The 20,121-nt window shown below is 51.3% G+C and carries 21 protein-coding genes; 15 read left to right on the top strand and 6 right to left on the bottom strand.

From position 1 onward, the window contains the following. Nucleotides 1–101: 101 nt before the first annotated feature. Together LX66_RS03525 and LX66_RS03520 are read right to left on the bottom strand one after the other, a co-directional pair. Nucleotides 102–1,640, bottom strand: coding sequence for a glycosyltransferase (locus LX66_RS03525; protein WP_145710504.1), 1,539 nt, complete (start codon nucleotides 1,638–1,640; stop codon nucleotides 102–104). Between the two features lie 149 nt (nucleotides 1,641–1,789). Continuing rightward, a complete protein-coding gene (locus LX66_RS03520) occupies nucleotides 1,790–3,490 on the bottom strand; it encodes an ABC transporter ATP-binding protein (protein WP_244620275.1) in 1,701 nt (566 codons plus the stop codon). A 317-nt stretch (nucleotides 3,491–3,807) separates the two neighbouring features. Between LX66_RS03520 and rbfA the strand changes: the two genes are divergently transcribed. Together rbfA and LX66_RS03510 are read left to right on the top strand one after the other, a co-directional pair. Beyond that, complete coding sequence (gene rbfA, locus LX66_RS03515) at nucleotides 3,808–4,182, top strand: 30S ribosome-binding factor RbfA (RefSeq protein WP_145710502.1); 375 nt, start codon at nucleotides 3,808–3,810, stop codon at nucleotides 4,180–4,182. Nucleotides 4,183–4,260: 78 nt separating this feature from the next. Beyond that, nucleotides 4,261–5,484, top strand: coding sequence for an FtsX-like permease family protein (locus LX66_RS03510; RefSeq protein ID WP_145710501.1), 1,224 nt, complete (start codon nucleotides 4,261–4,263; stop codon nucleotides 5,482–5,484). 48 nt (nucleotides 5,485–5,532) lie between these two features. Here the strand turns inward: LX66_RS03510 and LX66_RS03505 are convergent, their stop codons facing one another. Beyond that, nucleotides 5,533–6,372 (bottom strand): transketolase, encoded by an 840-nt coding sequence (locus LX66_RS03505; protein ID WP_145710500.1) that lies wholly within the window; start codon nucleotides 6,370–6,372, stop codon nucleotides 5,533–5,535. A gap of 268 nt (nucleotides 6,373–6,640) precedes the next feature. Between LX66_RS03505 and LX66_RS03500 the strand changes: the two genes are divergently transcribed. Together LX66_RS03500 and frr are read left to right on the top strand one after the other, a co-directional pair. Beyond that, entirely contained in the window at nucleotides 6,641–7,720 is a 1,080-nt protein-coding gene (locus LX66_RS03500) for an MraY family glycosyltransferase (RefSeq protein WP_244620274.1), read from the top strand. Nucleotides 7,721–7,785: 65 nt separating this feature from the next. Further along, nucleotides 7,786–8,349 (top strand): ribosome recycling factor, encoded by a 564-nt coding sequence (frr, locus tag LX66_RS03495; protein ID WP_145710498.1) that lies wholly within the window; start codon nucleotides 7,786–7,788, stop codon nucleotides 8,347–8,349. 74 nt (nucleotides 8,350–8,423) lie between these two features. On the opposite strand, the gene LX66_RS03490 is transcribed toward frr, so the two are convergent. Further along, complete coding sequence (locus LX66_RS03490; RefSeq protein WP_145710497.1) at nucleotides 8,424–9,287, bottom strand: DMT family transporter; 864 nt, start codon at nucleotides 9,285–9,287, stop codon at nucleotides 8,424–8,426. Nucleotides 9,288–9,413: 126 nt separating this feature from the next. Between LX66_RS03490 and LX66_RS03485 the strand changes: the two genes are divergently transcribed. The 11 genes from LX66_RS03485 (at nucleotide 9,414) to LX66_RS03435 (ending at nucleotide 18,106) form a co-directional block, all read left to right on the top strand. Next, nucleotides 9,414–10,160, top strand: a complete 747-nt coding sequence (locus LX66_RS03485) for a PPK2 family polyphosphate kinase (protein WP_145710496.1) — start codon at nucleotides 9,414–9,416, stop codon at nucleotides 10,158–10,160. Nucleotides 10,161–10,238: 78 nt separating this feature from the next. Beyond that, nucleotides 10,239–10,670 (top strand): large conductance mechanosensitive channel protein MscL, encoded by a 432-nt coding sequence (gene mscL / locus LX66_RS03480; RefSeq protein ID WP_145710495.1) that lies wholly within the window; start codon nucleotides 10,239–10,241, stop codon nucleotides 10,668–10,670. A 151-nt stretch (nucleotides 10,671–10,821) separates the two neighbouring features. Further along, entirely contained in the window at nucleotides 10,822–11,757 is a 936-nt protein-coding gene (locus LX66_RS03475) for a DUF3078 domain-containing protein (protein ID WP_145710494.1), read from the top strand. Between the two features lie 23 nt (nucleotides 11,758–11,780). Then, nucleotides 11,781–12,563, top strand: coding sequence for a segregation and condensation protein A (locus LX66_RS03470; RefSeq protein WP_145710493.1), 783 nt, complete (start codon nucleotides 11,781–11,783; stop codon nucleotides 12,561–12,563). A 2-nt stretch (nucleotides 12,564–12,565) separates the two neighbouring features. Then, nucleotides 12,566–13,480 carry a helix-turn-helix domain-containing protein gene (locus LX66_RS28520; RefSeq protein ID WP_145710492.1) on the top strand — a complete coding sequence of 305 codons (915 nt, stop codon included), beginning with the start codon at nucleotides 12,566–12,568 and terminating at the stop codon, nucleotides 13,478–13,480. 84 nt (nucleotides 13,481–13,564) lie between these two features. Further along, entirely contained in the window at nucleotides 13,565–14,446 is an 882-nt protein-coding gene (locus LX66_RS03460) for a pirin family protein (protein WP_145710491.1), read from the top strand. Between the two features lie 49 nt (nucleotides 14,447–14,495). After that, on the top strand, nucleotides 14,496–15,020 hold the full coding sequence (locus tag LX66_RS03455; RefSeq protein ID WP_145710490.1) for a YceI family protein: 525 nt from the start codon (nucleotides 14,496–14,498) through the stop codon (nucleotides 15,018–15,020). 219 nt (nucleotides 15,021–15,239) lie between these two features. After that, on the top strand, nucleotides 15,240–15,650 hold the full coding sequence (locus tag LX66_RS03450) for an OsmC family protein (protein ID WP_145710489.1): 411 nt from the start codon (nucleotides 15,240–15,242) through the stop codon (nucleotides 15,648–15,650). Between the two features lie 166 nt (nucleotides 15,651–15,816). Beyond that, complete coding sequence (locus LX66_RS03445) at nucleotides 15,817–16,896, top strand: mechanosensitive ion channel family protein (RefSeq protein WP_145710488.1); 1,080 nt, start codon at nucleotides 15,817–15,819, stop codon at nucleotides 16,894–16,896. Between the two features lie 4 nt (nucleotides 16,897–16,900). Next, nucleotides 16,901–17,623, top strand: coding sequence for an HAD-IIB family hydrolase (locus LX66_RS03440; RefSeq protein WP_145710487.1), 723 nt, complete (start codon nucleotides 16,901–16,903; stop codon nucleotides 17,621–17,623). 111 nt (nucleotides 17,624–17,734) lie between these two features. Beyond that, nucleotides 17,735–18,106 (top strand): hypothetical protein, encoded by a 372-nt coding sequence (locus tag LX66_RS03435; RefSeq protein WP_145710486.1) that lies wholly within the window; start codon nucleotides 17,735–17,737, stop codon nucleotides 18,104–18,106. 38 nt (nucleotides 18,107–18,144) lie between these two features. On the opposite strand, the gene LX66_RS03430 is transcribed toward LX66_RS03435, so the two are convergent. Together LX66_RS03430 and LX66_RS03425 are read right to left on the bottom strand one after the other, a co-directional pair. After that, nucleotides 18,145–18,963, bottom strand: coding sequence for a PAS domain-containing protein (locus LX66_RS03430; RefSeq protein WP_145710485.1), 819 nt, complete (start codon nucleotides 18,961–18,963; stop codon nucleotides 18,145–18,147). Nucleotides 18,964–19,072: 109 nt separating this feature from the next. Continuing rightward, nucleotides 19,073–20,095, bottom strand: coding sequence for a flavin reductase family protein (locus LX66_RS03425; protein ID WP_262713210.1), 1,023 nt, complete (start codon nucleotides 20,093–20,095; stop codon nucleotides 19,073–19,075). Between the last annotated feature and the right edge of the window lie 26 nt (nucleotides 20,096–20,121).

Below are 20,121 nucleotides of genomic sequence, written 5' to 3'. Positions count from 1 at the left end.
AAAAGAAAAAGTTAAAAATAAAAAAGCTGAAGGCAGCCTTTCAAAAGAAAGCGCTGCCTTTTTGTTGAAAGACAGCGCTGCTATTTTTAACTTTTTCTTTTTTATTTTTTACTTAATTGTCGTTGTTTTTTGATCTGCCTGGAGGCCAGGTATACCAGCCCGGCAGAGGCCAGCACCACCAGGCTGCCGATACCGATGCGCCGCGCCTGCTTTTTGCTGATGGGCGGCAGCTTCAGCCGGAACTTTTCAGGGCTGGCCTGCGCAATGCTCAGCAGCGGGGACAGGTAAGGGCCGGTGATCAGCTTGTCTGCTATCCTTTCCATGCCCGGCGCCAGGGAGTCGAACACCACCCCGATGCCGGCTTCCTTCAAAAGATTGGAATCGTCCGTTCCATTGCCCACGTAGATCACATTCTGCGGCGTAACATGGTATTTCTCCGCAATGTAAGGCAGGATGTGGTCCTTGCTGTACTGCGGCAATGCATCCTGCCCGTTGCCGCCGGGTTGCAGGAAATATTCCGGGATGGTCAGCTCGCCGGTAGCAATGCTGTCGTACAGGTGCAGCCGGTTGGCAAACACGAAATCCATACCCAGCTTATTCTTGACATGGCGCGCTACGCATTCAAACCCATCTGAAATAATACCGCAGGCGTAGCCTCTTTTCTTCAGTTCTTCTACCACTGCTTTAATATCCGGCACCACCGGGATGGCGTCCGCTACCTCCAGCAGCTCCGCCAGGTTGCGGTCGCGGAACAGGGCGGCCGTATGTTCCAGGATGGTTACCGGGTCGGTATAGTGCTCCCTGATCTGCAGCAGGGACAGCTCACAGTCGAAAGCGGCCGCAGCCAGTTCCAGGTAGTCCTGTGTAAAGATGGCCTCGTCCAGGTTGAAGATCACCATCTTGTGCATTTTATCAATGGACTCCAGGATGGAGTACTCCATCTGCTCCCGGATGATATTGATATTGCCCAGTGTTTCCAGGTTATCTTCGGGAATTTTCATGTGCTCCGCCTTGTGCAGGATGGTGCGGGATACCTGCCTGGACATTTTACTGAGCTGCTCCCAGGACTGCATGGCATTTTCCACCCGGCCTATGTTGGCTTCCGCAATGCGCGCGCCCTGTATGTGCATGTCTATCAGCAGCCCTATATCCACGCCATAGTCATTTTCAAACTGTACGCGGGACAGGAAGGATTTGCGGCCGGCTATCATACCGCTCAGCGGTTGCCGGAAATGCGCCAGTCCGGGGAACAGGATGCTTAAGAGCGGCTTGGCCACCAGCTCTGTTACACGGCCGGCCTGCCGCTCGAAATATGACTTTACAAAGTCCGCCTCTTCATTTACAATAGGGTCTGTCAGCAGTTCTACGATGTTATCAGGATAGGTAAGAATGTCGCCGTCTATATACATCACGATATCATGCTTGGCAGCCATCAATCCCTCCCGCATGGATATACCTTTGCCGCGCTGGCTACTGGTAATAATGCGTGCGCCTTCTTCCAGGGCCACTGCCACCGTATTATCATTACTGTTATCATCTACCACAATGATTTCTATTTTACGCGATGTTTTTCTCACCGTTCTGATAACCTGCCGTATGGTGGCCCCTTCATTTAAAACCGGAATAACAATTGAAACCATAGGAAACACTCTTTTGTTTAAAGGTAAATTAATAAACGCTAAAAGGCACCTAAAAATCAGCACAGCACAGTATGCTCCTGGTGCTCAAAAATGGTACCAGCGGCCGGGGAACTGATCTTATCAAATGATGATATGTATACGCCTGTTGCTTACTTGAATTCCTGCATTTCCACGAGACGTTTGTAAATACCGTTGGCGGCGATCAGTTCGTCATGGGTGCCGCGTTCTTTTATCTCGCCTTTGTCCAGCACCACTATTTCGTTGGCATGTTGGATGGTGGAAAGGCGGTGTGCAATTACGATGGTGGTGCGGTTTTCCATCAGCTTGTCCAGGGCTTCCTGCACCAGTTTTTCAGACTCTGTATCCAGTGCAGATGTAGCTTCATCCAGTATCAGTATGGGAGGATTCTTAAAGATGGCCCTGGCGATGGTGAGGCGTTGCCGCTGCCCGCCGCTCAGTTTCATGCCGCGGTCGCCAATGCTGGTATCATAACCGTTTTCCAACTGCACAATAAACTCATGCGCATTGGCAATTTTAGCGGCCTGTATCACCGCCTCGCGGTCTGCTTCCGGCTGCCCGAAGGCGATGTTGTTGAACACGGTATCGTTGAACAGGATGGCCTCTTGCGATACCATGCCCATGAGCCCGCGCACATCCTCCATTTTCAGGTTGCGGATGTCATGTCCGTCAATGCGGATGCTGCCTGCCGTTACATCGTAGAACCGCGGCAGCAGGTCGGCCATGGTGGATTTGCCGGCGCCGCTTTTGCCTACCAGCGCCACCATTTTGCCTTTTTGTATGGTAAGGTCAATATTTTTCAGCACATCCTGCTGCTCATACCGGAAGGCCACTCCCTGGTAACGGATCTCCTGCTCAAAGTGCTGTATGGGCCTGGCATCCGTTTTGTCCTGTATGGATAAAGGAATGTCCAGTATGCGCAGCACCCGCTCGCCGGCCGCCAGCCCGCGTGGCATCACGGCAAAGGCGTTGGCGATGTTCTTGGCAGGTGCAATGATCTGGAAGTACAGGGCAATGTAGGCAATGAAAGCAGAAGCTTTCAGTGTAGTTTGCCCGGACAGGATCAGGTTGCCGGCATAGATCATGATCACGATGATCACCAGCACGCCCATGGTCTCCGACAGCGGGGAGGCCAGCTCGCGCTGGTTTTGTATAGCCCTTACGGTTTGTGCAAAATCATTGTTCTCCTTTTCGAATTTCCTGCGCATGAATCTCTCCGCGTTAAAGGCTTTGATGATGCGGATGCCGGACAGGGTTTCCTCGGTGATGTTCAGTATCTTGCCCAGCAGCCCCTGGCTTACCACGGCCTTCTTTTTCAGGCGCTGCGTGATATTGGAGATCAGGTAGCCGGAAATAGGGAATACCAGCAGCGTAAAGAGGGTGAGCTGCCTGGAAAGGATGAACAGGGTGATAAAGGTGGCGATCACCTGCAGCGGGTCGCGGAACACGGTTTGCAGGGAGGTAACTACGGAGTTCTCTACCTCCACCACGTCGCCGCTGACGGTAGAGAGCAGGTCGCCCTTGCGCTCGTTGTGAAAGAAGCGCAGGGACTGGGAGCTGAACTGGTGATACAGCTTTTCGCGCATTTTCCGCACCATGTTCACCCGCATGCGGGTCAGCACTTTCTGGCTCAGGAAGCCGAACAGGTTCTTCAGCAGCACTGCTACCAGTATTACCAGGCACACGTATACCAACATGCCGAACTTACCCGTGGTATTTACATAATAAGTGAGGTAGTAATAGAAAACGTTCTTGAAATAATCCACGGAAAAAGTAAAGGAAGGCAACTGTGTCACCACTTCCTGCTGGCCCGTGGCAAAAAGCGCGTCCATGAGCGGCATTACCAGCGTGAAACTGAACAGGCTGAAAATTGTATAAAGAAAAATATAAATTATATATTCCGGGACATAATGATGATATGGCCGGGATAATTGCAGTAACCGTAGAAACGTTTTCATTTGTCAATAATGTCTTCTCAAAAGTCAAATGCAGTCGCCTTCGGCTCGTGTCATTTATTCGATGGCTATAATAATTGCTATGGCCTCATGGAACCCCGCGGTTTCATGTATCTTTGTCAGACCAGAATAGTGCGCAAGTTACAAATTACCCGGTGAAGCATGAAAAGTCTTCACTATAAACAGATACACCAATGCAGGAAAGTAAAAGGCAAAAACAAATAGGGCAGTTACTGCAAAAAGAGCTGAGCGACATATTTCAGCGTATGGGGTATAACGTGGTGGAAGGCGGTATGATCTCCATTTCCACGGTTCGTATTACGCCCGATCTGCTGGAGGCCCGGGTATACCTGAGCATGTTCCAGATAAACGAGCCGGCCGCCATGCTGGATAAAATAAAGGAAAGGGGCTGGGAGGTCCGGAAGGAGCTGGGCCTGCGGGTAGGCAAGCAATTGCGCCGCATTCCCGAGCTGACCTTTTTCCTGGACGACACCCTGGACTATGTGTTCCGCATGGAGGAACTGTTCAAAAAGATCCGGGAGGATGATGCAAATAAGGAAAACAAATAAAATTCCCGATCCCGCCATTTGGGAATTTGGGATTTGAGATTTGGAATTTCCCAGGTTTGGGATTTGGAATGTATAACTATGATCTGGCAATTTGCTTCCCGTTACTTCAGGGCCAAGAAATCTACCCATGCTATTAATATTATAGCATGGGTGAGCGTGGCCGCCATTGCCATAGGGGCCGGCGCGCTCATCGTAATACTCAGCGTGTTCAACGGCTTTGAGGGGCTGGTAAAATCGCTGTATTCCTCCTTCTACCCGGCTGTGAAGATCAGCCCGGTCACCGGCAAGACCATCTCCCTTACCCGGGCGCAGCTTGACGAGATATCCTCGCTGCCCGGCGTGGCGTCCTTTTCCGAAGTAATAGAGGAAAAGGCGGTGCTGCGTTTCGGCGAGGACCAGACCATTGCTGTTCTGAAAGGAGTGGACAGCCATTACAACCAGGTAGCCGCCGTAAAGGATAAAATAGTGCGGGGCCGCTTTGACGTGGGCGATGACCTGGCTTACAGGGCGGTACTGGGCATAGAGCTGGAAGCCGCGTTGGGAGTGGATGTAGAGCGCAGCATGGTACCCGTGGACGTATATGTGCCCCGCCGCAGCGCCGGCAGCTTCATGGTGCCCAATGAGGCGCTGAACAGCGGTGTGCTGTATCCCGCAGGCACTTTTGCCATCCAGCAGGAGTTTAACAGCAAATACGTGATCACCCATATTGATTTCATGCGCAAATTGCTGGAGCTGCAGCCGGACCAGATGTCCGCCCTGGAAATTGCTACTACGGCGGACGCGGATGCCAATGCGCTGCGGAACCGTCTGCAGGCCGCCCTGGGTGAGCAATTTAAGGTGCAGACCCGTTATGAACAGAACCAGGCGCTGTATGCCATTATGCAAACGGAAAAATGGGCTGTGTATATTATCCTCAGTTTTATACTGGTGATAGCCGCCTTTAACATGATCGGCTCCTTATCCATGCTGGTCATAGAAAAACAAAAGGACATTACCATCCTGAAGGCGATGGGGGCACGTTACCGCCTGGTCCTGCGTATATTCCTGGCAGAGGGATTGATCATTGCGGGCATAGGCGCTGCCCTGGGGTTTGGGTTGGGAACGCTGGTGTGTGTATTACAGCAACAGTTTGGCATTATCAGGCTGGAAGGCACTTCTTTTCTCGTAGATGCATACCCGGTAAGCATGCATCCTTCGGATTTCCTGCTGGTGAGCGCTACCATTATCATCATTGGCCTGGCTGCCAGTTGGTACCCCGCCAAAAAGGCCGCTGCGCAAAGTATTGAATTGAAGGCAACTTAAAAGAGAAAGGTGAATAATGGTATTCACCTTTCTCTTTTCACTCTTTTATTAATAGTCTCCTAAAGAAGTTTCCGGCAACTGGGTCAGCGCTTTGGCCAGTTGCTCGTCGCTGGGTGCTATACCGTGCCATTCGTGGTGGCCTTCCATGAAGTCCACTCCTTTGCCCATCACGGTTTTCATGAGGATGGCAATGGGCTGTCCCTGGCCGGTAAGGCTCTTCGCCTTTTCCAGGGTGGCCACTACTTCGTCCATATCATTACCGTTCATGTGCAGCACTTTCCAGCCAAATGCGGTGAACTTGGCATCCAGGTCGCCCAGGCCGCCTACCTGCTCGGTAGGGCCGTCTATCTGCTGCCCGTTCCAGTCTACCGTAATAATAAGGTTATCCACCTTATGGTGCGGTGCAAACAGGATGGCTTCCCATACCTGCCCTTCTTCCAGCTCCCCGTCGCCATGCAGGGAAAACACCAGGTGTTTGTCGTTATTCAGTTTTTTGGTCAGCGCAGCACCGATGGCCACGCTCATGCCCTGTCCCAGCGATCCGGTAGCAACCCTTACACCCGGCAGGTGCTCATGGGTAGTAGGGTGGCCCTGCAGGCGGGAATCGATCTTGCGGAAGGTATGCAGCTCGGAGGTGGGAAAATATCCTGATCTCGCCAGCGCGCTGTAGTACACGGGTGATATGTGCCCGTTGGACAGTACGAACACATCTTCGTTCTTTGCATCCATGTCAAAGGGCTGGGGATTGTGCTGCATCACCTTGAAAAAAAGCGCGGTGAAATAATCTGTGCAGCCCAGAGAACCGCCAGGGTGGCCGCTTTGCACGGCATGCACCATACGTACTATATCCCTTCTGATCTGTGTAGCTATTTCTTTCAGCTGTGGCATGATAGTTGCATTTTTTTTATAAGTGACAAAACTAAGAGATATTTACCAAGATTTAGAGGGGTGTTACACAATCTTTTTGCGAAATCGTGTCCGGGGCTTCTAAGTTCTTTGGATTTTGAAATTTTATTGATATTCATTTAATTGAATTTAATATCTTTGTATAATCTGGTATTATAACCCCCTACTGATGGAGAATGTATTAATTGCAAGCGTCCTGAGTTTTGTTGTAACCTATTTTGCAATTCCCGTGCTGATAAAGGTTGCGGAATTGAAACATTTGTACGACGAACCGGATGAACGAAAGTCACATAAGTCCAAGATCCCTACCCTGGGCGGGATTGGCTTTTTTGCTGGTTTTGTGATGGCTGCCGCAGTTTGCGCGCCTTCACAGGCAAATTCCCCTTTCCAATACATGGTGGCTGCCTTCTTTGCCATCTTCATGGTAGGCCTGAAGGATGATATTACCGGTCTTTCCCCCCTGAAAAAACTTATCGGCCAACTGATGGCCTCTTTTGCAGTAATATATCTCGGTAACCTGCAGATAACCAGCATGTACGGCTTCCTGGGGCTTCACACCCTGCCTCCGCAGTTCGGCCTGCTGCTCACCTATTTTACCTTCCTGGTAATCATTAACGCTTTTAACCTTATTGATGGAGTGGATGGGCTGGCCGGCAGCATCGGTATGCTGGTGTCCTGTGTATTAGGGACTTATTTCCTTTACTCCGGCGACCTGCTGTATGCCGTGCTTGGATTTGGCCTGGCCGGCGGCCTGGCGGCGTTCCTGATATTCAACATATCCCCTGCCCGCATCTTTATGGGCGATACCGGGTCCCTGCTGGTAGGACTGGTGAATGCCATCCTGGTTGTAAAGTTTATTGAAGTGGCCGGCAACCCGGCCTCCAAAATACCGGTACAGGCGGTGCCGGCCGTAGCTTTTGCCATACTGATCATACCTTTATTCGATACCTTGCGTGTATTTTCCATTCGTATGCTCAAGGGCAGGTCACCGTTTTCAGCAGACCGTAACCACATTCATCACTACCTGCTGGAACTGAAGCTGAACCATAAGCAAACCACGATGGTGGCCGTTGCTTCCAACATTATTTATATTGCAGCCGCCTTTGCCCTCCAGGACCTGGGGCCCAACTACCTGATGCTGGTAGTGGTAGGCACTGCCGCCGTGTCTACCATGGTGCTTTACCTACTCAAGACGCGGAGAACTGCTCCCAAACCTGTGCCAGCACTGCAAACCGTGCAAACCGTACCTGCCACGCTGCCCCAGGAGCCTGTTTCGTCTAAGCCCAAGATACTCCGGGTAAATCCTGAAGGGATGTTACAAGATAAGTAGACCGCCTGTTCTTTGATGATTAAAAGAAATCCTGTAGGTTTGCAGGCACTTAACTATTTTTTGTTATGCAAGATGATCTCACGCTAATTATGGAAGATGCTACAGATTCGATGGAAAAAGCCATTAAGCACCTGGAAGTAGAGCTTACAAAGATCAGGGCCGGCAAAGCAAACCCACAGATACTGGACGGTATTGCGGTGGATTATTATGGCTCCAGCACCCCGCTGAACCAGGTGGCCAATGTAAGCGTGGCAGATGCCCGTACGCTTACCATCCAGCCCTGGGAAAAGAATATGATCCAGCCCATTGAAAGGGCTATCATTGCTGCCAACATTGGTATCAATCCCCAGAATGACGGGCAGATCATCCGCCTTTTCCTTCCCCCGCTTACCGAAGAGCGCCGCCGCGAACTGGTAAAACGTGCCGCTGCTGAAGGCGAGCAGGCCAAGGTGGCCGTACGCAGCATTCGCCGCGATGCTATCGAGAATATCAAGAAATTACAGAAGGACGGCCTGAGCGAAGATTCCGCCAAAGACGCTGAAGCAGACGTACAGCAACTTACAGACAAATACATCTCTCTTATAGACAAGCACTGTGCTACCAAAGAGAAAGAGATCATGGCTATTTAAAAAGAAAAAGTAAAAAATTAGAAATAAAAAAGTGGAGGCAGCCTTTCATAAGAAAGCGCTGCCTTTTTATTTTTTTACTTTTTACTTACAAGCGCTACTCCCGCGAATATCACTCCCAGGCAGGCTACCTGCAGCCAGGTAATATCTTCCCCTGCCAGCAAGCCCCAGCCAATGGCCACTATCGGCAATGCATAAGTCACCATGGAAGCAAATACGGTTCCCGCTTTTTGTATCAGGATGTAGAACAGCACGGTGGCAATGCCGCTGCCAAAAATACCCAGCGTGGAAGCAGCCGCCAGTGATTTCCAGGGCGCCTGCGCTCCCGCAAACAGCGGGAAGAAATGGCTGCCTATCAATACAGGCAGGGCAAACAGCGCACAGAAGAACAATGCAATGGCGCTCAACTGTATAGAGCTGAACCCTTTGAGGTAATGATGCACCAGGCCGATGTTCACCCCATAGCAAACGGTGGCCAGCAGCACAAAAAAGCCGTAATACCAGTAACCGGTGCTTACCCCTTTAATAGCAAAAAGCCCTACTACCCCCAGCAATCCAATGCTGATGCCCGCCAGTTGCCGTTTTTCAAACGGCGCCTTGAAGATCACCAGGCCCGCCAGCAGCGCCATCAGCGGAGTGAGGGAGTTCAGGATACCGGCCAGTGCGCTGTCTATCCGGGTTTCCGCCAGGCAAAAGAGGTAGGCCGGGATGCCGTTGCCCAGTATGCCGGAAAGGATGATGAACGGCAGTTTGCTGCGCGGCGTTTGCCGGATATACTTCAGGAAAAAGGGCAGCAGCGTAAGCCCGGCCGCTACCAGCCGCACGCTGGCCACCTGGTAGGACGCCAGGCCTTCCATTCCTATTTTCATTAAAATAAAAGAGCTGCCCCAGGTAAGGCTTAGCAGCAGAAAGATGCTCCAGTGAGTAATGCGTTTATCCAAGACGGTGTGGTTGAGGGCACAAATGTCCGTATAAGCCGCCAATCCGGCAAGCAATTTCGAAGAGTCACAACAGTTATACAACTTATTTGTTAATTTTAGTTAAGTAGAGAAAAACCACCCCATGCTATGGCAAAGATCAAACTGTCCGAAATCAGCACACTGCCTCCCGGCAAACTGGAGAAAGACGCTATCAAAACCGCTACCGCACAAATAGTGTATGAGCTGGATGAATTGCAGAACCTTTTGTATGCCCAGCACAAATGGTCGGTACTGATTGTGCTGCAGGGCATGGACGCCAGCGGCAAGGACGGGCTGATACGCGATGTGCTGGGGCAAATGAACCCCCTGGGTGTGAAGGTGCAGCCTTTCAAAGCCCCCACCGAAGAGGAGATGGACCATGATTTTCTCTGGCGCATACACCGGTATGCCCCGGCCAAAGGCATGATACAGGTGTTCAACCGCTCCCACTACGAGGATGTGCTGGTGCAGCGGGTGCACAAATGGGTAGACAGCGATACCATAAAAGCCCGTATGAAAGCCATCAACGATTTTGAAAAGCTGCTGGCGGAGCATAACAATACCCGGATACTCAAGTTCTATCTCCATGTATCCCGTAAAGAACAGGCGGAGCGCCTGAAGGAGCGTACGGAAGACCCCCGCAAAATGTGGAAGTACAACGATAAGGATATTGAGGAAGCAAAATTGTGGAAGCACTATGAAAAGGCCTATGAAGACGTGTTCCGGAACTGCAATGATATTCCCTGGATCATTGTGCCGGCAGACCAGAACTGGTACAAGGAATACCTGGTGGCCAAAACCCTGCGGGATATGCTGAAAGGGCTCAAAATGAAATATCCAATGCTAAAGAGATAAATAATACATTAATAATGAATTAGTTCGGTGGAATTATTATTTTCGTGCTCGTAAATCGTAACCATAAAACCTTCCCTTATGTCATTTTTCAAAGAATTCAAGGAATTCGCCGTGAAAGGCAACGTAATGGATCTGGCGGTGGGTGTGATCATTGGTGGGGCATTTGGCAAGATCGTTACTTCGATGGTAGATAATGTATTGATGCCCATCGTAGGCCTCTTTACCGGCGGGGCAGACTTTTCGGAAAAGTACACGCTCCTGAATACCAGTAAAGGTTCCGGTTTCGAGTCACTTGCCGCCGCCAAGGAAGCGGGCGCGCCGGTGCTGGCTTATGGCGCATTCATTCAAAGTGTGCTGGACTTTATCATTATTGCTTTCATCATCTTCCTGCTCGTGAAATTCATGAACCGGCTCCGGCGTAAGGAAGAAGCTGCCCCTGCTCCCCCGCCCGGGCCTTCCGCAGAGGAAAAGCTGCTCATGGAAATACGGGATGCTATCAGATCAAAGTAAGCTTGCAGGGTATTATCTGTTTGTTGGAGCGTCTCCCTGCCGGAGATACCGGAAACTATTTGCTTTATTATAAAATATTAACGGATGAAACCGATCCGCCAACCGGCGGAGAGATTCCATCCGACCTTCTAAAAAATCAAAATATTAACGGATGAAACCAATTGTATTGTTCCTTCTTTGCACGCTCGCCGGCATGTCTGCAACCCATGCCCAGGAATGGAGGAAAGAGCGGGAAGAAGTAGAGAAACGATTTAAGACCGTAGCGGAAGATACCGCCAAAGCCCGCTGGAGAAAAGGCGGCATCTTCAATGTCAATATCAACCAGGGCTCCCTCACCAACTGGGCGGCAGGTGGCGACAAATTCTCTTTTTCCCTGGCCTCCACCTTTACCGGCTATATTGCTTACCGGGAGGGCCGCCGCTCCTGGGATAACGTGCTGGACCTGGCTTACGGTTATGTAAACACCACCAGCCTGGGCGGCCGTAAAAGTGACGACCGTATAGACTTTACCAGCAAATATGGCTATGATATCGGGAAAAAGTGGTTCCTGAGCGTGCTGCTCAACCTGCGCACCCAGTTCACCAACGGTTACCTGTACGACAGCGTGCCGCCGCGGCTCACCTCCCGCTTTTTTTCGCCGGCCTATGTATTGCTGGCCCCCGGTTTTGATTACAAGCCCAATGACGAGCTGTCTGTTTTCATGACGCCCATCTCCTCCCGCTGGGTATTGGTGATGGACGATATGCTATCCTCCCAGGGTGCATACGGGGTGGATACCGGCAAACATGTGCTTTACCAGTTGGGCGCCTATGTGTCCGTAAACTGGGCAAAGGAGATCATGAAAGATATTACCTTTAAAACCCGCCTGGACCTGTTTTCCGATTACCGGCACAACCCGCAGAATATAGACGTTTTCATGACCAACATGCTGAACCTCAAGGTGAATAAGTACATCAGCGCCAATGTGAATGTAGACCTGATCTATGACGACGATGTGCGGGAGTTCGTCAATTCCAAGACCGGCGTAAAGGGGCCCCGGTTGCAGGTCAAGCAGGTCATAGGGGTGGGATTCTCGGCCCGGTTCTAGGCTATTTTTAGTATTTTTGGAGAATGAGCGATAACAGCTACAAGATAAAACTGCCCCAGTTTGAAGGGCCTTTTGACCTGCTCCTGTTCTTTATAGAAAGGGACGAACTGGATATCTATAACATTCCCATCAGCAAGATCACGAAGGATTTCCTGGACTACATCCATCACATGCAGTCCCTGAATATTGAGCTGGCCAGCGAGTTCATTCTCTTCGTGGCCACGCTGATGCGTATCAAGGCCAAAACACTGCTGCCCCGCAAGGAGCTGGATGAGCAGGGTAATGAAATAGACCCCCGCCTGGAACTGGTAGATAAAATACTGGAATACAAGCGTTACAAGCAGGCTGCCGCAGAGCTGGCCGAGAAGGAGGCCGAGCGCATGCTGCAGGTAAAACGGGGCAATATTTCCAAAGAGCTGGCTGAAATAGGCGAGATCACCAGCGAAGGCACGGAGGTGCAGACCCTCACCCTTTTCAAGCTTACTAAAACCTTTGAAAAGGTGATGCAGCGCATCAAGGCCCGGGATAACAAGCCCCAGCACGTGGTCTACAAGTATGACTACACCATGGAAGGCTCCCGCGAGTTCATGCTGGACCTGGCCCGCACGGAAAAGACCCTTGCTTTTGAAAAGATATTCGACCACTGTAAGGACCGTATACATGCTATTTTCCTGTTCCTCAGCATGCTGGAGCTGGTGCAGCAGAACTACCTGGGTATTATGGTGGGCGAAGGCCGTAATAATTTTATTATAGATTATGTAGATCCTTCCGAGCGGGAGGAGGAAACCGCCGGCATTTTTGAATAATAATGGGAACAAACGGTAAAAAAGCGCCAATAGAGATCGTATCCCTGCCGGAATATGCTCCGGCAGACACCTCTTTTGTCGTGTCTACCCTCTGTTCCCTGGGCCCTGATTTTTTTGCCCATAATGAAGCGCCCCACCGGCATGAGTTCTATACCATTTACTGGATCAAAACAGGGGAGCTGACGCATACGATTGATACCGTAACCCATGTGGTAAAAAAGAACACCCTTTTTTTCCTGGCCCCCCGGCAGGTGCACAAAATGCATTTCAGCGAAAAGGTGGACGGGTATATGATCGCTTTCCCCGATGCTTTTATGTGCCTGCAGGAAGCTGCGGCCACTGCGGGCATACAAACCGGCCTGTTCATCAACAACCAGTTCAGCAGCGTGATCACCCTGGACCAGGAGCAGGAAAAAGAGTTTGAGGTGATCGTGCAGCGTATGATCCGCGAGCTGGCCGAAAAAGAGGCCGGCTATGAAACCGCCCTGCACAGCCTGCTGCGCTATTTCCTGGTGCTGGCCTCCCGCATTAAGGGCGCCAGCATGGCCGCTGTGCCCGAGCAGTTTGCCGCCCACAACGGTTCCCTGTTCCTGCACTTTAAGAACCTGATAGAGGAGCAATATCACCAGCTCAAGAACGTATCGGAGTACGCCAGCCGCCTCCATATAAAACCGGTGCTGCTGAATGAGATCAGCAAACAGTTGTCCGGCATTACCGCCGGGGAGCATATCCGGAACCGTATTATACTGGAAGCGCAGCGCTATTTGTATAATACCGACCTTACGGCCAAGGAAATAGCCTACCGGCTTGGTTTTGAAGACCCCCACTACTTCAGCCGCTTCTTCAAAAAATACACCGGCCAGACCCCTTCCGAGTTCCGCGATGCCGCCAGGGCCGGCGCTCCCGTGCAGCAATAAAAAAAGTACACCACTTCCGGCGTTTTATCCATTTCCAACATTTGTTGCAACATATAATTTTGTGTTCGTATTCAGGAGGTAAATATGACAAGCACAAAAGCAACAAAACAGGTTAGTGATATATACAAGGCGCCGGCGCCCCATATGGTGGGCGATGGCTTCAGGGTGCAGAACGTATTCCCGAACGGCAACCGCCTCGGAAAACGGATCAGTCCCTTCTTTTTACTGGATTATGGAGCGCCGGCCTATTTCCCGCCTACGGACAAGCCCCGGGGCGTGGACGAGCACCCGCACCGCGGCTTTGAGACCGTCACCATCCTGTACCAGGGCGCGCTGGAGCACCGGGACTCTGCCGGTAATTATGGAAAGCTGTTTGCCGGCGATGTGCAGTGGATGACCGCCGCTTCCGGTGTGGTGCACGAGGAAAAGCATGAAACGGAATTTGCACGAAGCGGCGGCACCCTGGAAGCGGCGCAGTTATGGGTAAACCTGCCCAAAGCCCATAAAATGTCCGCGCCCCGCTACCAGGAGCTGTCCAAAGACCGCATACCGGTGGTGCCCGTGGGCAGCAACAGCCATGTACGGGTAATAGCAGGCAGCTTTAACGGCCACGCCGGCCCTGCCAGCACCTTTACGCCGCTGAACCTGTTTGATGTGCGGTTAGCCGCCGGAGATACGGTAACCCTGTCCCTGCCGGACGGTTACAATACCGGTATCGTGGCGCTGAAAGGAGCGGTGCGTTACAATGATGCGCGTGAGTCACAGGCCGTGGAAATAGCCCTGTTCGATACCGCCGGCGAGGAGATAACCATCACCGCCCTTGCAGACGCCAGTCTGCTGGTGCTGAACGGGGAGCCTATCAATGAGCCCATTTTCGCCTACGGCCCTTTCCTGATGAATACCCAGCAGGAAATACTGGAAGCCATCGATGATTACAATGCCGGTAAAATGGGACACCTGCATTAAAATACTGAACAACTGACATAACTAACTTAAAGCACTAAACGAAAATTTTATGACAACCTGGAAAATTGATCCTGCACACAGCGAGGTACAGTTCAAAGTAAAGCACCTCATGATCACCTCCGTAACCGGCGGCTTCGCAAAGTTCGAGGGTACGGTACAATCTGCCAGTGATGATTTCAGCGACGCATCCATCAGCTTTGAGGCGGATGTGGAAAGCATCAGCACGCAGAATGCAGACCGCGACAAGCACCTGCAGGCCCCGGATTTCTTTGACGCTGCGCAGTTTCCCAAAGTGCGCTTCGTATCCAAAGAAGTAAAGAAAATAGACGATGAGAATTATAAAGTGATCGGCGACCTCACCATTCGCGATCATACCAAACCGGTAGAACTGACTGTAGAGTACGGTGGTACGCAGAAAGATCCCTGGGGACAGGTGAAGGCAGGCTTTGAGCTGAGCGGTAAGATCAACCGCAAGGAATTCGGGCTTACTTTCCACGCCACTACAGATAACGGCGGCCTGCTGCTGGGAGATGAAGTAAAGCTGCTGGCCAGCGTACAGATCGTAAAGCAATAAGTACGTACAGTGGAATATAAGGGGAGCTCCTGACAACAGCAAGAGAAGCAGACAGTGTGTACAGGGAAGCAGAAGTGTGTAAAAGGAAAATAGCCTGGAGAAGAACGGTAGTTGCAGGTGAAGTTGTCAGGAAAAGTTAAACCGTCCCGGTTGCTGCCGGGGCGGTTTTTTTTAGTAATTTCCATATGCTTTTTTATTCACCTTAAAAAACACTGGATTATGAAAAGATCTGCATCTGCTAACTGGCAAGGTACAGGCAAAGAAGGCAAGGGCACGCTTACAACGCAAACGGGCGTACTGAATCATACCCCTTATTCATACAGCAGCCGTTTTGAAGAAGGCACCGGCACCAATCCCGAAGAACTGGTGGCGGCGGCCCATGCCGGTTGTTTCACCATGAAGCTCAGCTTCCTGATATCCGGCGCCGGCTTTACACCGGAGAATATAGATACCAAAGCTACTGTAACGCTGGAGAACGGCGCTGTTACCAGCAGCCACCTGGTGGTAAGCGCCGCTGTGCCCGGCCTGGATAAAAGCAAGTTCAATGAATTGGTGGAAGATGCCAAGGCCAACTGTCCCATCTCCAAGCTGCTGAACACAAGCATTACACTGGAATCTAATTTTGGTTAATGCGTATGTCGGCACATCAAACAGATGTGGCCGTTAATAAAAAAATAAAGCGCTTTATGTAAAAGATCAGCCGCAAAGGCTGGTCTTTTTCTTTTAGTATACTTATTATTGTACCTGAGTGGAATATATACACTGCAATTATTCACCCGTTTAAAAATATATCGTCATGCCGGAAGTGTTACAATACAAGTTTTGGGGTAATACGTTGCTCAGTTATGTAATCGCACTGGGTATTTTGTTACTGGCCATTGTGCTGATCATGATACTGAAGCGGATCATATTAAGCCGCATGAAAGTATGGGCCGATAAGACAGATAATAAGATAGATGATTTCCTGATCGGTGGCATTGAGCGCTCCCTCATACCCTTGTTATACGTGGGTGCTATATATATCGCATTCGGGCATCTGAACATGGTCCCGGTTGTTAGAAAATGGTTCAATATCCTGATCTCCGTTGCCATTACCTTCTACCTGGTAAGGGCGGTGGTGGCCGCGCTGAAGTTCATGCTCATGGGCTATATGTCCAGGCAGCAGAACGGGGAGGAGAAGACCAAGCAGGTCAGGGGCATTATGATCATCGCCACAGCATTTGTATGGGTTATAGGCGGGCTGGTGCTGCTAAGTAACTGGGGGGTGGATGTAACGGCCTTTATTGCCGGTCTGGGTATCGGCGGTATTGCCATTGCGCTGGCTGCGCAAACCATACTGGGCGATCTTTTCAGCTATTTCGTGATCTTCTTTGACCGTCCGTTTGAGATCGGCGACTTTATCATTGTGCAGGACAAAATGGGCGTAGTAGAATATATCGGTATCAAAACCACGCGCATCAGGAGCCTGAGCGGCGAGCAGTTGGTGTTCTCCAATACGGACCTCACCAATTCCCGCGTGCATAATTACAAACGTATGGAGCGCCGCCGTATCGTGTTCCAGTTTCGCGTGGTGTATCAAACGCCGGCAGAAAAGCTGGAGCGCATCCCTGTTATCGTAAAGGAGATCATTACCGGCCGGGAAGGCCTGCAGTTTGACCGTGCGCATCTCCTGAGCCTGGCGCCGTCTGAGTTGCTGTACGAGGTAGTGTACTATGTGCTGACCGGCGACTACAACGAGTATATGGATCACCAGCAGGCCATTAACCTGGCATTGTTCAATACGTTTGCAAAAGAAGGCATCGAGTTCGCTTATCCCACACAAACCTTGTACGTGCAGCAATTGCAACAGGAAAAGGAAGCAGCCGCTGCAAAATAATCACATGATGTTACTTGCCACAGACCTTGACGGCACTTTCCTGGGCGGCAGCCCGGAAGACCGCGCCTACTTATATAGCTGGCTGCAGCAGCATACGGAAATAAGCCTGGCATTTGTTACCGGCAGGGGCCTGGCCACGGTGCAGCCCCTGCTGGACGATCCGCAGATACCTATGCCGGATTACATTATTTGCGATGTGGGGGCCACCGTGGTGCATGGGCATACCCTGGAGCCGGTAATGCCCTTACAGGAAGCCATTGAGCAGAAATGGCCCGGGCAGGAGCTGGTGCGCGCCCGCATGGAGCAGGTAGCAGGCCTGCGCCTGCAGGAAGTGCCCATGCAGCGGCGCTGCTCTTTTTTTTATGATGCTACTGCCGCCATAGATGTGGCAACCCGGATCGCGGAAGAACTGGGCTGCGATGTGCTGCAGTCCGCCGGTAAGTTCCTGGATGTATTGCCAGGCGGGGTCAACAAGGGTAGCACGCTTGTGCAACTGGTGCGGCACATTGGCTACCCGGCCGCCCAGGTACTGGTAGCCGGCGATACCATGAATGACCGCTCGTTGTACGATACCGGATTTAAAGGCGTGGTAGTGGGGCATGCAGAGCCAGCCCTGCTGCAGTATACACGGGACTATGCCCATGTGCTGCAATCGGCAGTACCCGGCGCCGGCGGCATTATGGAAGGTATTGACTGGTTTGCCGGCAAAAAGCAAAAAAGATCGTAACTTAGGAATGGCTTTCACAACATACAATGGATATTGACAGATAGCTCCGGAAATGATGAGTGCACTATTCTTCTTGTCATCATTTAACTGCTACAAAAAAATCAATACACCATGGAAATTCCAACACAGTCTTCCGACCTGCAGCAGCAGATCAACACCTGGAAAAGTGAAGTGGACAACGTAAGAAATGATATCCGGGACATGCGCGGCAGGTTGGAACAATTGGCGCACAAAAAAACCGATCCTGAAATGCTGGTCCATGTAGAGCATTTTCAAAACCAGTTCATATGCCAGTTGGAAGTGGCGGATGAGCTGTTCCACGATCTTAAGCAATCCGCTAAAAAACTGTCGAATAACGGCGTGCTCGCCATCGTGCATGACGACCGCCCGGTGGACGATGCCGATACCCTGTACGATCGTATGGAGACCTTCAAAAAAATTTACGGAGAGCTGAAAAATGAATTTGACCAGTTTGTGAAATAACAGGGACCTGCCAGGTTTTTAAAACCTGGCAGGTCTTATTAGTTCGTCTCTATCTCCCTTACTTTTTCTTCCAGCTTGTGTATCAGCTCGTCCAGCTCCGAAGTGCTGGTTTGCAGCCATTCTATGAGCCGGGTGTTAAGGGCTTTGTCCTGGTGGCTTTTATCAAACAGTTGCGCAATGCCCAGGATGGATACCACGGGCCGCCTTACCTCATGTGAATTGATCCGGGCTATTTCACGCAATCCTGCATTCTGTTCCTGCAAGCGCCGGATGATCTGTTTTTTCTCAATAATGTGGTCGATGTCCTGTATCAGCCCTACCATGCGTACCGCTGTATTGTGCTTGCGGATAATATAGCCCCTGCTGAGCACTGTTTTATACAGCCCGTTGGCGCAAAGCAGGCGGTACTGCTCCTCGAAGAAATTTTCAGTGCCATCCAGCTTTTCCTGCAGGGAGGCCAGTACCCTTTCCCTGTCTTCCGGGTGCAGCTTTTCCTCCCACCATTGCCGGCGCAGGGCCGCTGTATGCGGCTCATAACCAAACAGGGTGTACAGGCCGTGGTTCCATACCACGGAATCTCTAACCGCATCCCAGTCATAAATAGCGTCGCTGGTGGCTTTGGACAGCAACTGGTAACGTATGCCCAGCTCCCGGGCTTCGGCGTGCTCACCCGCAAAGCCGGTACGGGCATACAGGCGCAGCACATAATACAGCAACACGCTGCTCACAATGGCGAATAAACCATAGGAAAGCCACCGGGGCCAGGGTAAGTATTCGGTGACCAGGTAGAGCGCGGATAACCATAGGATAATACCAGCAAAACATACACTTGCCAGCTTGAACGGGGCATTATGCATGGCAGCATTTTAACCAAAATTTAGTGGAAAAAAGGAGAAGTAGCAAAAAATGCCATTGCGGGCTGTACGATAATTACATGTACATTATGATAATTTCAGCTATTAAACCTCATAGCTCTATTTCGATGTGATCGCTTACCGGGTAGCCCACACAGGTGAGCACAAGGCCCTGGGCCAGCTCCCGGTCCGTCAGCACTTCATTTACCGCCATCCATACTTTGCCTTTCGTGCATCGTGCGGTGCAGGAGCCGCATACGCCTCCCTTGCAGCTATAGGGTAGCGGTATGCCCTGCTCCAGGGCGGCATCCAGTATGTGCCGGTTGCCGGGCATTGCAAGCTGGTAGGTGCGGTCTCCTATGCGTACCTGTACCTGCTTGATAGCATCATCTTCCGGCCGGCCCGCCTTCTCGATCTTGATGGCGGTATTTACCACGAAGTTCTCTTTATGCAACTGCTCTTCCGTAAAGCCCATGAAGGTAAGGGTGAGCAATATCATGCGCATATAGTCCGGCGGGCCGCAAATGAAGAACTGCGCGTCTGCCTTGTTGTAGGTAAGCTGTTCCTGCACCAGCGGTTCCAGCAGCACATTGCTGAGCCGGCGCAGCATAAAGGCCCCTTCCGGCGGCTCCTTGCTGAACAGGAACAGGCAGTGCAACTGCGAGCTGAAACGGGCCTGCAGCGCCTGCAAGGCGTCCAGGAAAATGGTCCTTTCCGGGGAAGGGGTACTGTATACCAGCGTTACCCGGGCGGAGGGCTCCCGGTACAGGATATGTTTCAGGAGGGAAAATACCGGCGTAATGCCGCTGCCGGCCGCCATCAGGAAAATGTTGCGGCGATGCGGGCTGCTGCTGTTCAGCGTAAAGCGCCCGCTGGGCGGCAGGGCCGTTACAATATCGCCCTTGCGCCAGTGGCGCAGTATATAGCGGGATATTTCCCCGTTCTCTTTTTCGCGGATGGTAACGGAAAGGTACGGATCTATACCGGGGGTAGAGCTGAAGGAATAGGAGCGGCGATAAGTAGCGCCGTGCAATGCTACTAGGAAAGTCAGGAACTGCCCGGCCTGGTAGATAACGGGGGCTTGGGCCGTGTTCTCCAGGCGGTACGTATAAGTGTCCGGTGTTTCCCTGATTATATCGGTAATGCGTAAATGAAGATACA

Source organism: Chitinophaga japonensis (genome assembly GCF_007830125.1).
Lineage (GTDB): Bacteria > Bacteroidota > Bacteroidia > Chitinophagales > Chitinophagaceae > Chitinophaga > Chitinophaga japonensis.
The sequence above is the reverse complement of the archived record's forward strand: the minus strand, read 5'-3'. Positions and strand labels throughout refer to the sequence as shown.

What these genes read in the sequence shown, in the direction of transcription:
- LX66_RS03455 (WP_145710490.1), top strand. Translation starts at nt 14,496, where the DNA reads ATGACAACCTGGAAAATTGATCCTGCACACAGCGAGGTACAGTTCAAA.
- mscL (WP_145710495.1), top strand. Translation starts at nt 10,239, where the DNA reads ATGTCATTTTTCAAAGAATTCAAGGAATTCGCCGTGAAAGGCAACGTA.
- LX66_RS03485 (WP_145710496.1), top strand. Translation starts at nt 9,414, where the DNA reads ATGGCAAAGATCAAACTGTCCGAAATCAGCACACTGCCTCCCGGCAAA.
- LX66_RS03435 (WP_145710486.1), top strand. Translation starts at nt 17,735, where the DNA reads ATGGAAATTCCAACACAGTCTTCCGACCTGCAGCAGCAGATCAACACC.
- LX66_RS03440 (WP_145710487.1), top strand. Translation starts at nt 16,901, where the DNA reads ATGATGTTACTTGCCACAGACCTTGACGGCACTTTCCTGGGCGGCAGC.
- frr (WP_145710498.1), top strand. Translation starts at nt 7,786, where the DNA reads ATGCAAGATGATCTCACGCTAATTATGGAAGATGCTACAGATTCGATG.
- rbfA (WP_145710502.1), top strand. Translation starts at nt 3,808, where the DNA reads ATGCAGGAAAGTAAAAGGCAAAAACAAATAGGGCAGTTACTGCAAAAA.
- LX66_RS03430 (WP_145710485.1), bottom strand. Translation starts at nt 18,963, where the DNA reads ATGCATAATGCCCCGTTCAAGCTGGCAAGTGTATGTTTTGCTGGTATT.
- LX66_RS03450 (WP_145710489.1), top strand. Translation starts at nt 15,240, where the DNA reads ATGAAAAGATCTGCATCTGCTAACTGGCAAGGTACAGGCAAAGAAGGC.
- LX66_RS03525 (WP_145710504.1), bottom strand. Translation starts at nt 1,640, where the DNA reads ATGGTTTCAATTGTTATTCCGGTTTTAAATGAAGGGGCCACCATACGG.
- LX66_RS03475 (WP_145710494.1), top strand. Translation starts at nt 10,822, where the DNA reads ATGAAACCAATTGTATTGTTCCTTCTTTGCACGCTCGCCGGCATGTCT.
- LX66_RS03460 (WP_145710491.1), top strand. Translation starts at nt 13,565, where the DNA reads ATGACAAGCACAAAAGCAACAAAACAGGTTAGTGATATATACAAGGCG.
- LX66_RS03445 (WP_145710488.1), top strand. Translation starts at nt 15,817, where the DNA reads ATGCCGGAAGTGTTACAATACAAGTTTTGGGGTAATACGTTGCTCAGT.
- LX66_RS03510 (WP_145710501.1), top strand. Translation starts at nt 4,261, where the DNA reads ATGATCTGGCAATTTGCTTCCCGTTACTTCAGGGCCAAGAAATCTACC.
- LX66_RS03520 (WP_244620275.1), bottom strand. Translation starts at nt 3,490, where the DNA reads ATGGACGCGCTTTTTGCCACGGGCCAGCAGGAAGTGGTGACACAGTTG.
- LX66_RS03505 (WP_145710500.1), bottom strand. Translation starts at nt 6,372, where the DNA reads ATGCCACAGCTGAAAGAAATAGCTACACAGATCAGAAGGGATATAGTA.
- LX66_RS28520 (WP_145710492.1), top strand. Translation starts at nt 12,566, where the DNA reads ATGGGAACAAACGGTAAAAAAGCGCCAATAGAGATCGTATCCCTGCCG.
- LX66_RS03470 (WP_145710493.1), top strand. Translation starts at nt 11,781, where the DNA reads ATGAGCGATAACAGCTACAAGATAAAACTGCCCCAGTTTGAAGGGCCT.